At 75.8% G+C, this 16051-nt stretch carries 2 protein-coding genes; both read right to left on the bottom strand.

Going from position 1 to position 16051, the window contains the following annotated elements:
- On the bottom strand, positions 1-1065 hold the full coding sequence (locus GA0070558_RS18445) for a hypothetical protein (RefSeq protein ID WP_091281726.1): 1065 nt from the start codon (positions 1063-1065) through the stop codon (positions 1-3).
- 151 nt (positions 1066-1216) lie between these two features.
- Positions 1217-16045, bottom strand: a complete 14829-nt coding sequence (locus GA0070558_RS18440) for a DUF8616 domain-containing protein (RefSeq protein ID WP_091281722.1) — start codon at positions 16043-16045, stop codon at positions 1217-1219.
- Between the last annotated feature and the right edge of the window lie 6 nt (positions 16046-16051).

Genomic DNA, 16051 nt, shown 5'->3' with positions numbered 1-16051 from the left:
TCACCGGGCCGGAGCCGCGGCGACGGTCCAGGCGGGCGGCTGCTCGACGGGAGCGGTCAGCGCCACCATCGCGCGGTGCGCGGCCACCGAGTCGACGACGGGACGGTCACCGGCCGACCGTAGGTGCGCCATCAGCTCGACGTCGGGGCTCAGGCCGTGACTCTCCAGGTAGTACGCCACGGTGTCGGTCCAGATCCAGGCCCCGTCGGTGCGGTAGCTCATCGGCACCACGTCGCCGCGCCGCGGCTCGACGACGTCGGGTGCGCCGGCGGTCGTCGCCATCAGCACGTGCCCGGCGCGCAGGTAGGACAGGACGCGGTCCCGCTCCGGGCCGGCCGGCAGCACCTCGTGGCCGGGGTCGAAGCGCGGCCCGGCGACCGGGTCGACCCGGTCGAAGACCCGGGCGATCGTGACCGGGCCGGCGGGCCGCGCGGCCCACAGCAGCGCGGAACGGCCGCGCGCGAGCCGCTGGTACGGCGGCAGCGCGGTCGCCGGACCGTACACCTCGACCTGCGGGTGTTCGACCCCGGCGGACCACAGCGCGCCCTGCACGGCGGCGGCGATGCCGGGCTGCCCCTCAGGATCGGCCGTGGTCTCCAGCAGGTAGACCGGCACCGGCCGGCCCGGGTTCGTGGCGTTGGGCGCCCGCCACGCCCGCCACAGGCCGACGGCCCCCGGCGCGGTGGCCGCCACGGCGACGGCCGCCGCGTCCGGACCACCGTCGGCGGCCACGGTCGACGTGAGGTCCAGCACCACCGGCACCATCGTGGGGGAAGCCCCGGGCAGCAGCGGCGCGAAGGCGTACGCCGGCAGGGCCGCCGCCCGCCCGGCGTCGCGCGGGGCGGGATCGTCGACGTCCGGCAGGGCGGCGGCCAGCAGCGCCGCCTCGGCGGCGTCGACGGTCAGCCGGCCCGACCCGACCGCGGCGCGCAGCGCCCGGGCCACGTCCTCGACGCGCCCCTCGGACAGCCGTTGCCGGGCCCCCGTGACGACCACGTCCGACACCCGTCCGGCCAGCCTGAGCAGCAGTTCGTGGTAACGCCCGAGCGTCGTCGGTTCGGTCATCGCCCGCCTCCCGTCCTGTCGTTGCGCCCCAACCTACGGCGGCGCGGCGTCCCGCGAGCCGTGCCCGCGCATCGTTGCCCCGGCAGCGCGGTGGACTGCCCGACCGCACCGCGCCCCGACCGGCCGGGCCGCCTCGGCCGGCCGGGCCGGGTCAGGGCGGCGGCCCACCGGCTGGCCGGCCGGAGCCGGGGAACGCCACGAGCGTCCCCATGTCGGACACGGTGATCTTGTGCTTGTCGGTGAGCGACACCCACGTGGTCTGCGTGCCGCCGTACGCCTCGCCGTCGTGTCCCCACGCCTGGACGCTGCGCACGAACTCGTACACCGCGCCACCCGGCCCGGGATAGCGGGCGCCGCTGCACGACACGAACAGCAGCGGCGCCTGCTTGCCGGAGGGCGCCTGGAGAAGGGCGCCGGACTGCCACACCAGGAACGCCAGCTCGTTGCCCCTGAGCTTGCGGTGCGCGCCGCTGGCCGCCAGCCGGACGAGGAAGCTCGCCGGTTCGGCGTGGGCGCTGATGTAGAACAGTTGCCGCTGGCCGAGCCCCGCGCGACCGCCGAACGGGGTCGGCAGCTCCTGCTGGAAACTGTCGGGGTCGCCGTCACTGGTCTGGGCGTAGTGGTCCAGCGGGTCGTCCTCGGCGACATCCTGGAACTCGTACCAGATCCTGGTGCTGCCCTTGATCGGGAAGACGATGCCGACGACCCGGTCCGCCTTGCGCACGACGACGTCTTCGACGTCGTCGATGGTCAGGGGCTGTCCCCGCCTGGTCGGCTGGTCCGCGGCGGTCGGCGCGGTGACGGCCAGGGGCACGGCCGGTGCCGTCGGCGGCGCCGGGGTGAGGTCGCCCGGCGACTGGGGGATCTGCACGAACATCCCCATGTCGGAGACAGTGATCTTGTTCTTCTCGAAGATGGACGGCACCAGCCGCTGGGTCGGCCCGTACGCCTCGCCGAGATGTCCCCACTCCTGCACCTGCCGGAAGAAGTCGTGCGCGGCACCGCCCGGGCCCGGGTAGCGGGCGCTGGAGGGCGTCAGGAACAGGATCGGCGCCAGCGCCCCGGAACGCGCCCGCCGCAACGCGCCGGTCTGCCGGACGAGGGCGGCGAAGTCCCCGCCCGTGAGGAGTCTGGTGCCGCCGCCGCGCAACGCCACCGCGAACCTCGTCGGGTTTCCCTGGGTGTAGACGTACACCGGTTCCCGTCCGTCGAACGCCCGACGGCCGCCGAAGGGCATCGGCAGCTCCTGCTCCTCGCTGTCCGGTTGGAGGCTGGTGGTCTGCGTGTAGGACCCCAGATCGCCGTCCTGATCGATCCCCAGCACGCTCTCGGGCATGTGCTCGCGGTCGCGGGGCTGAACGGGGAAGACGACGGCGACCACCTTCCCCGAGCTGTCCGCGAGCACGATGTTCTCGGTGTCGCCGATGCCCAGGTCGGTGTCGCCGGTGGGGTCCGGCGCGCCCGGTCCGGCCGCCGACACGTCCCAGGAGACCGGGTCCTCCCCGCCCGCCGGCACTGCGTCGGGGCGCGCCGGGAGCAGCGCGGCGGCGAGGAACTCCTCACTCGTCAGGCCCGTCGCCGGGTCCACGGTGAACGTCCTCCACCGGTCGGCGGTGGTGGGCTCCGCAGGTCGGCCCCGGCCGCCGTCGAGCCGGGTGGGCGCGACGAACGCCCGGCCCTCCGACGTGGTCCACGCCGTACCCTCCGGGGCGGTGACGGGTGTGCCGGGCAGCAGCCGGGCGAGCTGCTCGGCGAAGCCCGACCCGGCCGCCGTGCGCCCGGCGACGAGCAGCACCGGCCGCCCCGTCCAGCGTGGGTCCGCGCGGATCGCGTCCGCGAGCTGCGTGGGTGACAGCGGCGTGTCGCCGACGACGATCCCGCCGGAGTCGCCGTCGGCGAAGACGACGAACGTGCCGTCGCGGGCGGGGAAGCGTCGCGCGGCGTCGAGGGCGGCGGTGTCGTCCGGGTCGGCGAGCAGCAGCCCGGCCGGCACCGGTCGCGGGGCCACCGGTGCCGTGGCCGGGCCCCACGGCACCGCCACCGGGCCGGGCGCCGTCGCCGGCTGGTCGAGGTGGGGCCCGACGCTGGTGGTGGCCCCGAGGCCGGGGGTGATGTGGTGCCAGACGGCGGTGCCGGCGGCACCGGGTCGGGGGCGGCCGTCCGCGGTGTAGACGGTGGGTGCCGTGAAGGTGTGGTGGTCGGGCGTGGTCCAGGCGGCGTGGGTGGGCGCGGTGACGGGCACGCCGAGGTGGTGGGCGAGCTGGGTGGCGAACCCGTCGGGTCGGGCGGCGGTGTCGCAGCTGACGAGGGTGACGGCCTGCCCGGGACGCCAGGCCGGGTCGGCGCGGACGAGGGCGGCGAGCTCGGCGGCGGTCAGCGTGACGTCGGCGGCGGCGAGGTGGGTGGGGGTGCCGTGGGCGAAGACGAGGTACCGGCCCGAGGTGTGCGGGTGGCTGGCGGCGAGGTCCAGGTTGGCGGTGTCGGCGGCCGGCAGCCAGACGAACCCGGCGGGCACGGGTGTGGACACGATCGGGCCCGGACCGGCGGCGGTCGGCGGCTGGGCGAACCGGACGGCGGCGGGCGCGTCCACGTCCATCCCGTCGCCGTCGCCCTCGGCGTCGTCCAGCTCCATGTCGTCGCCGGCGTCGGCCCCCTCGTCGTCGTCCGAGTCGGCCGGGTCCGGGGCCTCGTCCATCGCGTCGTCCATGGCATCGTCGGTTGTCGCGTCGTCGTCCGAGGCGGCGTCGTCGAGGTCTTCGGTGTCCATGGCGTCGGCCCCGCCGTCGGACTCCGGCTCCGCATCGGCCCGGCCGCCGCCCCCGGTGTCGCCGTCGCCGCGCCCGGTGGCCGCCGCCACGGGCGGAGGCGGGTTGGCGGTGGTGTGCAGGTGCCGGTACAGGCCCCGCGGAAGGGTGTCGCCGAACTGGCTGGTGAGTTCGTCGAGTCCGACGCTGGGCCGTTCCATGTCCATGACCGCGCCCAGGGCCTCCAGGTCGACGGTGGACGCGGCGCGGGCCAGCAGGTCCGTGCCGTCGGAGACCGCCGTGAAGTTGTCCTGACCGTCGTAGTCGGACATGAAGTAGTCGCGGCGGGTCGTCGCGGTGGCCTGGACCGGCCAGGGATCGCAGATCACCGCGTCGGCGCTGTCGGGGTCGCCGATGACCACGAACGCGTGGTCGAGGCTGTGGTTGATCTGGGTCAGCCGGACCCCGGGCAGCAGCTGCCAGAGCAGCGAGAACGCCAGCGCGGCGTTCTCGCCGCAGTTGCCGGTGTGCAGGTGCGTGGCGACCACGCCCTGCTGGGCCAGGCGCACGGCCGGATCCTGGTCCGGGGTGAAGTAGTCGCCGCTGCGGACCTTGCCGAGATACTCGTGGGTCAGCCCGCCGGTGCGGGCCACGTGGTCGACCTGGTTCGCCGAGCCGCGGTAGAGGTGCCGCTTCGTCGTCTCGATCACGTGGTCGCTCACCATGAGCAGCAGCTTCTGCTGCTGCTCCGGGGTGCCGGCGAGGGCCTGGAGCTGCTGCTCCCGCTCCGCCTGCCGCTCCGAGCCCCGGGCCTCCTGCAGGTCCTGGAAGGCCTGCCACGCCTGCTGCTCCCAGGACGGCGGCGGCGGCGGCGGTGACGGCGCCCAGCTGACCGGCCCGGCCACCGCCGGGTGCGCCGCCCCGCCCAGGCGCGCCCCGTCGGGACGGGAGTCGACCTGACCGGTGTCCGGATCCACGGTCACCGTCCGCCACTGGTCGGCCTCCGTGCTGGGGGCCGGCCGGGGACGTCCGTCGGCGTCGTAGTCGGTGCCCGCCACGAACGCCTGACCGTCCCCGGCCAGCCACGCCGTGCCGTTCGGCGCGGTGACGGGCGTCCCCGGCAGCAGGCCCGCCAGCGTCTCGGCGAAGCTCGCCGACGGCACCGCCGCCCCGGCCGGCGACGCGGCCGTGTCGCACGCCATCAGGACGACCGGGCGGCCGCCCCAGGCGGGGTCGTCCTGGATCATCCGCGCGAGCTGCGCGGGCGTGATCCGGCGGTCGCCGACGACGAGGTGCTCGGGCGTGCCGTGGGCGAAGACGACGTACCGGTCGGGGTCGGGCGCGAAGGCGCGGGCGGCGTCGAGGTTGGCCTGGTCCGACCCCGGCACCAGCACCCGTCCGGCGGGCACGGACAGGTCGACCACGTCGCCGGGCGCGTCCCCCCGCGCCCACGGCACGGGCTCCCGGGCCGCCTGCTGCGCGGCCGTGGTCACCTTGGTCGCCAATTCGGTCGTCTCCCCGGCGAGCAGGGTCGCGCTGCGCTGCTGCCGGGTGACCTCAGGCAGGGCCGTGTCGAGGGCGGCCGACCACTGCTCGGGGCTGCCCGCCACCGCGTCCGCCCGCGCGAGGCCGTCGGCGGCAGCGGTGAGCGCGGCCCGGGCCCGGCCGTGGGCCGACTTCGCCGCGGCGTACGCCGCCCAGGCCTCGCGGGCGGCCAGGCGGGCGGCGGCCGAGTGGGGTTCGGCGGCGGCGATCCGGGCCGCGCCGTCCCGGGCCGCGGCCTGCGCCCTGGCGACCTCGGCGGTCGCCTCGCTGACGTCCTTCGCGGCCCGGTCGAGCTGCGCGACGGCCGGGTGGACCGACGCGGCGTACGCGTGCAGGCGCTCGGCCGTCTCCCGGGCCCCGTCGAGCGACCCGGCGGCGGTGGCCAGCGCCTCCTCGGCCCGGCTGAGGGCGTCCTGCGCGGCCGACTGGGCGTCCCGCGCCGGCTGGAGCCTGGCGGCGGGCACCTTGGCGGCGAGTTCGGTGACCTTCGCTGCCGCCAGCTCGACGGCCGCGCGGGCGTCGTCGCACGCCGTGCGCGCCTGCCCGTCGGCGGCCTCGGCGGCGGCGATCCCGGCCGTCGCCGCCCGGTCGAGATCCGCCGTGCGGCGGTGCGACCGCGACTCCCCGGTGAGCCGGCCCGCCTCGGCCGACGCGGCCGTGACCTCGGCGTCCAGGTCGGTGAGGGCGACGTCGAGGGCGGCCATGTCCTCGATGCCGGCGATCTCGGCCGCGTCGACCGCGTCCGCCGCGGCCTGCACGACGAGTGCGTTCAGGCGCGCGACCTCGCTCGCGTGGTGCTCGACGTGTCGACGTTCGGCGTCGAGCCGACCGCGGTACTGCTCGGCCGTGCCGGCGTGGGACGTCGCCTCGGCGAGGGCCCGGGTGGCGTCGGCGAGGGCGCGGGGGGCGTCGGCCATCCCGGCCTCCGTGGTGGACCGGGCCGACTCGGCGTCCGCCGCCGCGTTGCCGGCCGAGTCCCGGTGCCGGGCCAGCAGCAGCGCGGTGGTCCTCGGGTCGGCTGCCGTCCCGTCGGCGGCCTGCTTGGCCAGGACGGAGGCGGCGGCGATGGCGGTGGCGATCGTGGTGGCGCTGGCCTGTGCCGTGGCCTCCGCCTGCCGGGCGTGCCGGGCGACGCCGTCGGTGTAGGCGGCGGCCCGCGACGCGACGTCGGCCGCGTGGCGGGTCGCCCGGTCGAGCAGGTCGAGCTGCTGGGTGGCGTGCAGGGCGCCTTGCAGGGCCTGCTGGGCGGCGGACCGGGCGGCGATCGCGCCCCGCAGCGCCTGGGTCAACGCGTCCCGCCGTTGCCTGGCCCGCTGCGCCGCCGGCGTCGGCCGGTCGGTGACCAGGGGCGCGATCTCCGCGAGGGCCCGCTCGCCAACGGTCAGCGCGGCCTGGCGGTCCCGTCCGGCCTGCTCGTCGAGTGCCTTCGCCTCGCCGAGGGTGGTCAGGGCCTGCCGGGCGAGGTCGGCCACCCGCCGGTGCGGCGGGCCGACGTCGGCGGCGGCCTGGTCGACCTGGGCTGCCGTCCGGGTCGCCGCGTCGGTCAGGTCGGTGACCGCGTCGACGGTCCGTTCGATGCTGCGGCCGATGCCCGTCAGCTCGAACAGTGCGTGTTCGGCGGTGGTGTCGAAGGTGTGCAGGGCGATGGCGGCCGGCGTGACCTCCTCGACGACGATGTGTTCGTAGCGGTCGTTGGTCGTGCGGCTGACCACCTCGAAGCGGGCGCCGGGCAGGAAGAGCACCTCCTGTTCACCGGGCTTGGCCGACAGCGGTGTGATGTCCCGTCCCGAATGGCCGTCCAGCCGCAGCTCCAGCAGCACCGGATGGGTGGTGCCGTCGGCGGTGTAGCCCGCCAGGAACTCCTCCGCGACCCTGCTCCGCCGGCTCGCGCTGCTGAGCGTGCCGAAGGTGATCTGGGTGCCGCCGTACTGGCCGAGTTTCCCCGACACCGGGTCGCCCAGCTTCCCGGCGGCCCAGTCACTGCGCCAGACCGTCATGCCCGTCGCGGGCGGGAGCAGCTGGATGGCCTCGATGGCCATGTCGAAATGCGCCCGCATCTCCGCCTCGAGCTCGGCCGCCAGGGCGCTCGCCCGGTCGCGCAGCTTCTGCCGGTAGGAGTCGGCCTTGTCGTGCTTCTCGGGGTCGGCCTGGAGTTGCCCGAGCAGCTCGACGACCGCCGGGTCCGTGCTGACCGCCGAGGGGATCTCCTGGGGCGTAGCGCCGAGGACCATCTCGACGAGGCGGTCGACGCTCCTTCGCACCGCACGTTCGAGGAGCAGGCCCGACGCGACGGTGCCCACGACGGGGGCGGGCGCGACGGCGTTGAGCAGGCTGTGGTTGCTGCCCGTGTACGCCTGGAGCGCGGTGAAGTGCGCCGGGGTGAGTTGCCGGGTCAGCGCCCGGGTGTCCATCCCGTTGGTGGCGATCCAGTCGAGCATGGCCGGCGACGCCAGGTGCGGCTGGCCCACCGCCTGCCACAGCTCGTACCGCCTCCTGCCGGCGCGCGCCAGGTCGCCCGGTGTGATGCTCTTGAAGCCGTGTGCCTCCGCCTTGGCCTGGTAGGCGGCCTCGTGCGGGAGCATGCCGGTGTCGGCGAGGCCACGCAGGGTCGTGACCGGCAGGCCGAGCGTGGCGAGCGCGTGGTAGACGTCCTCGGCGCTCGTCGCCTCCGACACGACGGGCCCGACGTCGACGATCTCGGCGCCGCGGAGGATCTCGTACAGCGAGTGGTCCTCGGAGGTGAGCATCCAGGCGGCGACGGCCAGCAGGAAGTGCTCCGGCGCGACGCCCGGGACCTTGAGCCAGCCGAAGGCGGCGAGCAGCCGGGCGGTGGTGCCGGAGATGCCGGCGACGACCGGCAGGCCGGTCTTGGTGTGGGTGTGGCGGTACCACAGCGAGGTGGTGTCGTTGTCGAACCAGGCGCGTCCGCCGACCCAGGGCAGGGGCAGCTCGACCCCGAGGGCGCCCTCGTCCGTCCAGCTGCTCTCCGGCTGGGCATGGCGCTGCTCGGTGCCGTCGGCGGTGGTGACGGTGAAGGCCCTGCGCCCGGGGCCGGTGAGGTAGCGGCGTTCCCGGTCGCTGAGCGCGGCGCCGAGGGCGGCGAGCTGTCGTGGGGTGAGCTTGCCGGGCACGCCGAGGTTCTTGGCGAAGTCGGCCGTGCCGAGCCGGTTGGAGCGGCCCGCCTGGCTGGCGGTGATGGCGGTGGTGTCGGCGGCCGGCTTCTTCGACAGGGCGGTGATGTTCCCGAGGGCGAAGGGGTCGAAGGCGTAGTTGTAGCCCTTGCCGACGATGCCGGCGATGCCCTGCATGACGGTGCGGTTCCAGCCGGTCAGCTGCCGGCGCAGCTTGCGCAGCGCGGCGCTGTCGAGGCCCAACGCGTCGGCCCGGGTCCAGTCCTGGTCCGCGACGATGCTCTGGACGACCTTCTTGAGGGTGGCCTCGGGGCCGGCGTCGTTGTAGTAGGCCGCGTTGTAGAAGGCGGTCATGAGTTCACGCAGGTTGCCGTCGCGCAGCAGCGCACGGACCTCCGCGTCGGTGAGGTGGTCGCCCACCTGGCCGGCGCTGGTCGGGTCGTCCTTGACGAACGAGCGGCGCACGCCGTCGGGACGCCCGTCGTTCGCGTACGCCTCCAGGACCTCACGCAGCCGTTCGACGGTGGCCTTCGCGGCGTGCTGGACGTGGGGGAGCTGGTAGAGGTGGGCGCCGAGGTCGCGTTCGAACCGGGTGGCGTGTTCCCGGTACTCGGCGGTGTCGAGGATGGGCCGGGCGCCGTAGGGGCGGCTGTCGGGACTCCAGGCGACCGGGTGCGGCGGCGGCGCGGAGGTGGTGGTGTGGGGCGGAGCCGACCCGGCGAGGCGGGGTCCCAGGTCGTCGACGGCGAGGAGGTCGTCGGCCGTGGGGGTGAAGGTGCGCCACCCGTCGTCGGGGCCCGGCTGCGCCGGCCGGGGCCGCCCCTCGGCGTCGAGGACGGTGCCGGCGACGAGCGCCGAACCGTCCGGGGTGCTCCAGGCGGTGCCGGTCGGGGCGGTCACCGGCACGTCGAGCAGGCGGGCCAGCGCGGCGGCGAAGCCGGTGTCGGCGTCGGCGGCGGTGCGACACGACATCAGCAGGATCGGCCGGCCCTGCCACCCGGGGTCGTCCCTGATCAGCCGGGCCACGTCCGCCGGGCTGCGGCCCCGCCCCCCGCCGAGGTCGAGCTCGTGCGGCGTGCCGTGCGCGAAGATCACGTACCGGTCGGGGTCGGCCGGGAAGGCCCGCGCGGCGTCCAGGTTTGCCCCGTCGGCTGCGGTGACCAGGACCCGTCCGGCGGGGACCTGCTCGTCGACGACCGGGTCGGTGACCCAGCCGATGGTCAGCTCGCCCTCCAGCGGCGAGGCGGCCGGCCCGAAGGTGTTGGCGGCGTCGAACACCAGCACGTCGAGGTCGTCGAGGAGTTCGTCGATCAACCGGGCCAGCTCCTGCGACCGGCCGTACCGGTCGTCGATCTGCTCCGCCAGGGACCGGACCGCGTCGAGGGCCGAGTCGGCGCTGCCGATCTCCCACTCCGCGTTGGCGACCGCCGTTTCGACCCGCCGGAGGTCGTCGGCCAGGCCACGGATCTGCGTCGGCAGGTGGTCGTGCGCCGCCTCGGCCTCCAGCATCGCCCGGGTGGCGGCGTCCCGGTTGCGGGCCAGCGCCGCCGACCGGACCAGCAGTCCGTCGTCGTCGGCCGGCAGGCCGTGGGTGAGCCGCGCGGACTCCTGCTCGGCCGCGACGAGCTGCGTGACGCTGTCCTCAATGGTGTCCACGGCCTGCCCGGCCTCGTCGATGGTGCGCGGCCCCGACTCGGTGGCGGGGAAGTCGGTGAAGAGGACGTGCTGCGCCTGGCCGAGGGCCCGGTTGGCGGCCACGGCCTCGTGCTCCATGGCCTCGAGGATGTCGTGGGCGTCCTCGCCGGCCTGGTACAGGTCGGCCCAGATCCGCTCGGCCTCCGTCACGATCGCCCGGGCGTTGCCCGGGTCCTGCGCCCGGTCCTCCAGGTCCCGCACGGCGGCCCAGGCCCTCGCGATCGTGTGCTGGTAGTCGGCGGTCGTCCGCTGCGCCGCCAGCACCCTGCTCCGCCGCTTCCGCACCGACCCGTCGGCGGCGGACGGGGCCGTGGATCTGTCGAGCAGGTCACGGAACCTCGCGATGGCCGTGGTCAACCCCGGCTTCAGCGCCCGCACCTGCTCAGCCAGGGCGGGAACGGTCTCGGCGAGATTCCGGACGGCGACGCCGAGCCCCGACACCTCCGCGACGGACCGCTTGGCCTCGGCGACGAGCGTCTCCCGGGCGACCCCCTCGGGCTCCACCTCCTTCACCATGATCTTTTCGATGCCGGCGGTCTCGTCGATCTCGCGGGACGTGACGACGAAGCGGGCGCCCGGAAGGAAGAGCACCTCCTGCTCGGTGGGTTTCGCCGAGAAGGGGGTGATGTCCCGGCCGGCGTGACCGGCCAGCTCGATCCCGATCAGCACCCGGTGGCTGGTGGCGCTGTTGGTGTACCTGGCCAGGATCCCCCGGGCGACGCGCTCGTCCCGGCTGGCGCTGTTCAGGCCGGAGAGGGTGAGGTCGTCCCCGCCGTAGGCCGAGAACATCTTCCCCAGCGGGTTGGTCAGGCCGCCGGCCGCCCAGTCCGCGCGCCACACGACGCCCTTGTCGGCCGGGGGGAGCTGCCGCAGCGCGTCGACGACCATGTCGAAGTGCGCCCGTAGCTCGGCCTCGACGGCGTCCCGGATCTCCCGGCCCCGGTCCTGCGCCTGCTCCCGCGCGGCGGCGATCCGCTCCGGCGTCCGGTCGGGGTCGGTGGCCATGTCGTCGTGCAGGCCACGCAGGACCGGGTCGTTGGCGAGGATGGTCGGGATCTCGGCCGGGACGAGGTCGATGAGCAGGTCGACGGCCTCCCGGATCTTGTGCTCCAGCAGCAGCTCGGCGGCGAGGTCGGTGAACGGGCCGGCGGGGGCGACCGCGTTGAGCAGGCTGTGGTTGGAGCCGGTCCACACCTGCAGGGCGAGCAGGTGGGCCCGGGTGAGCCGGTTGGCCAGGGCCTTCGGGTCCACGGAGTTGAAGGTGAGCCACTCCTGGGTGAGCTGCTTGGCCGTCGCCACGTCGTAGGCGGCGTTGGCCAACTCGTCGGCCACCTCCAGGGACCCGTCCAACTCGTCGGACGTCACCGCGGCATAGCCGTGCGCGGTGTGCGCGGCCCGGGCCTTGGCGAAGTAGGCGGCCTCGTGCGGCAGCAGCTGCTCCAGGAGCGCCGTGTCGGCCAGGTCGACCGCCGGAGGCAGCCCCTCGGGCGCGGCCGCCGGCAGCCGGTGCTGCGGATCGCCGACCTGGCGCAGGACGGGGGCCGGAACGCCGAGGGCGGCGAGCGCCTCGTACACCTCGTCGGCGGCCATGGTGGACACCGGGGGGCCGCTGCCCACGATCTCGGCGCCGCGCAGGATCTCGTACAGCGAGTGGTCCTGGAAGGTGAGCATCCACGCGATGACGGCCAGCAGGAAGTCCTCGCGGCTGACCCCCGGCACGTTCAGCCACTCGAACGCCATCATGAGCCGGGCCGTGGTGCCGGAGATGCCGGCCGTCACCGGCAGGCCCGCCTCGTGGTGGGTCCGGCGGTACCAGACCGAGGCGAGCCGGGAACCGGTGTCCAGCACGACGCCGGCCCGGCCGCCGATCCAGGGCAGGGGCATCTCGACGCCCAGCGAACCCTCGGCGGTCCACGAGGTGTCGGGCTCGGCGTGGACCGTCCCGGTGCCGTCCGTCTCGACGGCGGTGAAGGGCCGACGTCCCCGGCCGGAGAGATACCTCTTCTCCCGGTCGCTCAGCGGCGCGCCGAGCGAAGCCAGGTGGGTGGGGGTGAACTTGCCGGGCCCGCCACGGTTGGCCTGGTCGCCGTGGCGGGCGATCCGGTTGGCCTGGCTGCCGCCGAGCGCGATCAGGTCGGTCAGCGGTTTCTCCGACTGCCCGGCCACCCGGCCGAGGGCGAACGGGTCGCCCTCGCCGAAGGTGTGCCCCCGGCCGGTCAGCTTGGCCAGCTCGCCGATCAGCGCACCGGAGAGCGTGTCGAGCTGCTTGTGCTGGCGTTGCAGGGCCGCCACGTCCAGCCCGAGCTGCGCGGCCCGGTCCCAGTCCGAGCCGGCGAACAGCTCCTGGACGACGGTCTTCAGGGTCGGATCGGGCGAGGCGTGGTGGAAGTAGGCGGCGTTGTAGAAGGCCGTCATCAGCTCGCGCAGGTTGCCGTCGTCCAGCAGCTCGTCGACCTGCGCGGCGCTGAGCTGGTCACCCACCTGCCCGGCGCTGGTCGGGTCGTCCTTGATGAACGAGCGCCACACGCCGCCGGGACGACCGTCGAAGGTGTCCAGCACCTCCCGGAGCCGCGCGACGGTGGCCTGCGCCGCCCGCCGCACCCGGGGTAGCTGGTACAGGTACGCCCCGAGTTGCTCCTCCAGGTGGGTCGCGAAGATCAGGTGCTCGGTGGTCTCCAGGACCGGCCGGTTGGCGTACGGCCGACCGTTGCCCTTCCACGCGACCGCGTCCCCGGCCGCGTCCGCGACCGGGCGGGGCGGGGTTCCCGGCAGGTCGGCGCCGGCCTCCTGCACGTGGGTGTCGCCGGGGGCGTCGCTGGTGAACGTGCGCCACCCGTGGCCGGCGTCCGGCTCGGCCGGGCGGGGGCGTCCGTCGGGGCCGTAGGCGGTGCCCGCGACGAACGCGTGCCCGCCGGGGGTCGTCCAGACCGTGCCGGTGGGGGCGGTGACCGACGTGCCCGGCAGCAGCCGCGACAGCTTGGCCGCGAAGCCGTCGGCGTCCGCACCCGTGTCGCACGAGATCAGGACGATCCGCTGCGGACGGTCCGCCTGGAGCAGCTCGGCGAGCTGCTCGGGCGTGACCCGCCGGTCGCCGAGCACCAGGTGGTCGGGGGTGCCGTGGGCGAAGACGACGAGCTCGCCGTCGCGGGCGGGGAACGAGCGGGCGGCCTCGGCGTGGGTCGTGTCGTACGGGTCGACGAGCGCCCACCCGGCCGGGACCGGCTGTGGCCCGTCGGTCGGGGCCTGTGGTGACCCGTCGGTCGGGGCCGGCCTGACCTCGCCGCCCGCAGGCCTGGTCGGCGGGGGCGGCTCGGCGGTGGCCCGCACCGGCTCGGTCGACCGGGCCGTCTGATCCGACCGGGCCACCTCACTGGACCGGGCCGTCTCATTCGACCGGGTCGCCTCACTGGACCGGGCCGTCTCACTCGACTGGGGCTCCTCGGTCGACTGGGCCGGCTTGGTCAACCGGGTCGCCTCGGCCGGAGGGGCGACCGGCCCGGGCGGGGCGGTCCCGACCGGCGGCTCGACCGGCCGGACGACGCTGTCGGCGACCTGCGGTGGCGGGCCGGCGGCGGAGCCGGTGGCGGTGCGCGGGCCGGCGTCGCGAGGGGGGTGTCCGCGCCGCCGGGGCGGACTGGTCGTGGCTCCGCGCGGGGGTGCGGTGGTGCCGTCGCGGGCCGGGCCGGTCGGCGCGGTGGTCGGGCCCTCGGCGCCGGTGGCCGGGCGGATGGTGCCGGTGGCCGGGCGGATGGTGCCAGTGGCCGGGGCGGTGGTGCCGGTGGCCGGGGCGGTCGTGGCCGGCGCGGTGGCGGTGGCGGCGGCCTCCGGCACGGCCGCCGGGCCGCCCGGCGGGGTCGGGCCGGTGGGCGTCAACTGGGTCACCACGCCGGGCAGGCCGGTGCCGTCGGGCCGTTCGTCGGCCGGGCCCGTCGGCACGGGCGGGCCGCCGAGGAGAGCCGGGCCGTCGAGACCGCGCGGGGTGCCGGTGGGCCCGGCGGTGACGCCCTCGGCGTCCTGGGGGAGCGGGCCGCCCCGCAGGCCGGTGTCCACGGGCGGGGGCAGGTGGCCGCCGGGGCCGTGCGGGCGCGCCTCCGGGTCGCCGGGCCGGGTCGCCGGGCCGCCGGGTCGGCTCTCCGGGTCGCCGAAGTGGCTCTCCGGGCCCGGGGAGCGGTGCTCCGGGCCGTCGAGACGGTTCTCGGGGCCGGCAGGTCGGTGTTCCGGGGCGCCGACACGGTGTTCCGGGTCGGCCGGACCGGGTGTGTCGCCCACCGGGGACGGCGTCTCGCCAGGGTCGGCGCGCCCGGGGTCGAGGGTGGACGGCTGCTCACCGGGCCGCTGCGGCGCGTGCTCGGGACTGCGGGAGGGGCCGTCCCGGTCGAGGGGCGGCGTCTCCCCGTCGGTGGGCGGGTCGACGGGCGGCGTGTCCCCGCCGGTGGGCGGGTCCAGGGGCGGCGCGTCCCTGCCGGCGGGCAGGTCACCCGGGCCGGTGGGCGGGCGGGTGACGGACTCGTGGGTGGCGGGCGGGCCGGTGACAGGCGCGGGGTCCAGGGGCGCGGGGCCGCCTGGCGCGCCGTCGCGGGTCGGCGGCGTCTCGTCGCGGGTGCGGGGCCCGGCCTCGGCGACGGGGTCCCGGGTCACGGGCGGGGGTTCGCGGCGGTCGGTGGGGTCCGTCGAGCCGCCCGTGGTCGAGCGCGGCTCCGGCTCGTCGTCGACGTTCGTCGGCGGGCCGGAGCGCTGCGCGCCGGGCTCGCGCTCCGGCCCGCCGGGCACCCCACCGTCCGTCACCGGCAACGGGCCCCCGGTCACGTCGTCGTGCGAGGGCGGCTGCTCGTACGGGGGCGGGTCGCCGCCCGGCCCGTCGGCACCGGACTTCTCTGCCGGGGAGTCGTACGGGTCCTGCCCGGGGCCGGACCGGTCGGTCTTCGGGCCATCCAGGCCGGCCGGGTCCCCGATGCCGTCTCCGCCCTGGCCGTGGCCGCCGGGCCCGGACTGCGGCCCGGGTCGGACGTGCTGGCCGACGTCCTCGGCCCACTGCTGGGTGAAGCCGGTGATGACGGACGAGGTCACTGTGGCACCCGGGTTGAAGTCGCCGCCGAGGATCCCCCAGAGGAAGGTCTCGCCGAGGAGTTCGCCGGCTGCGGCGAAGATCTCCTGGCCGTACCGGTGGGTGCCGACCTTGGGGAACCACTTCGCGCCGGCCTGCATCACGCCGCTCGCCGTCGCCCCGATCAGCATGCCGGCGAGGAAGTCCAGCAGCACGTCGTTGCCGTCGATCTTGTCCCGGTTGCCCTCGGCCATCTGCAGGCCCTGGGCGGCCAGGCCCTGCCACAGCTCCTCGAAACCCTCGCCGATGGCGTCGAACGTCAGGTTGGCGATGCGTTGCAGGATGCGGCTGCGCAACTGCGCGATCAGGGTGCTGACGATCTCGCTGCCGGTCCGGATCAGGGCCGGCACCATGAAGGCGCTCGCTCCGCCGGACAGGGCCAGGAAGACGTCCCACAGCGTGGTGAACATCGCGATGGCGATGTTGTACTGCGTCTGCTCCGCGTCGAGGGCGAAGTCGTAGGCGCTCTGCCCGAGGGCGGTGGAGATGTCGCCGGCGACCGGCACGTTCGTGGTGAGGCTCTGCGCGAAGTGCTCGAACGCCTGCGCCGCGTCGCCGCTCAGGAGCGCGGGCATGTTGCCCGCGAGGCCGGCGGTCCCGGCCACCTCCTCGTTGAGGGTGTTGGTGAAGGCGAGCAGCTCGTCACCCATCTGGCGCAGGGCGGTCGGGTCGGCCTCCGGGTACTCCTCGCCGACGCCGTAGAGGATGGCGTCGTAGACCCACTGCCATTCCGGGTCGGTCGAGATGTGCAGGTCGGGCATCGGGCG

This window comes from Micromonospora haikouensis, from assembly GCF_900091595.1.
In the GTDB taxonomy this organism is placed as follows: Bacteria; Actinomycetota; Actinomycetes; order Mycobacteriales; family Micromonosporaceae; genus Micromonospora; species Micromonospora haikouensis.
The sequence above is the reverse complement of the archived record's forward strand: the minus strand, read 5'-3'. Positions and strand labels throughout refer to the sequence as shown.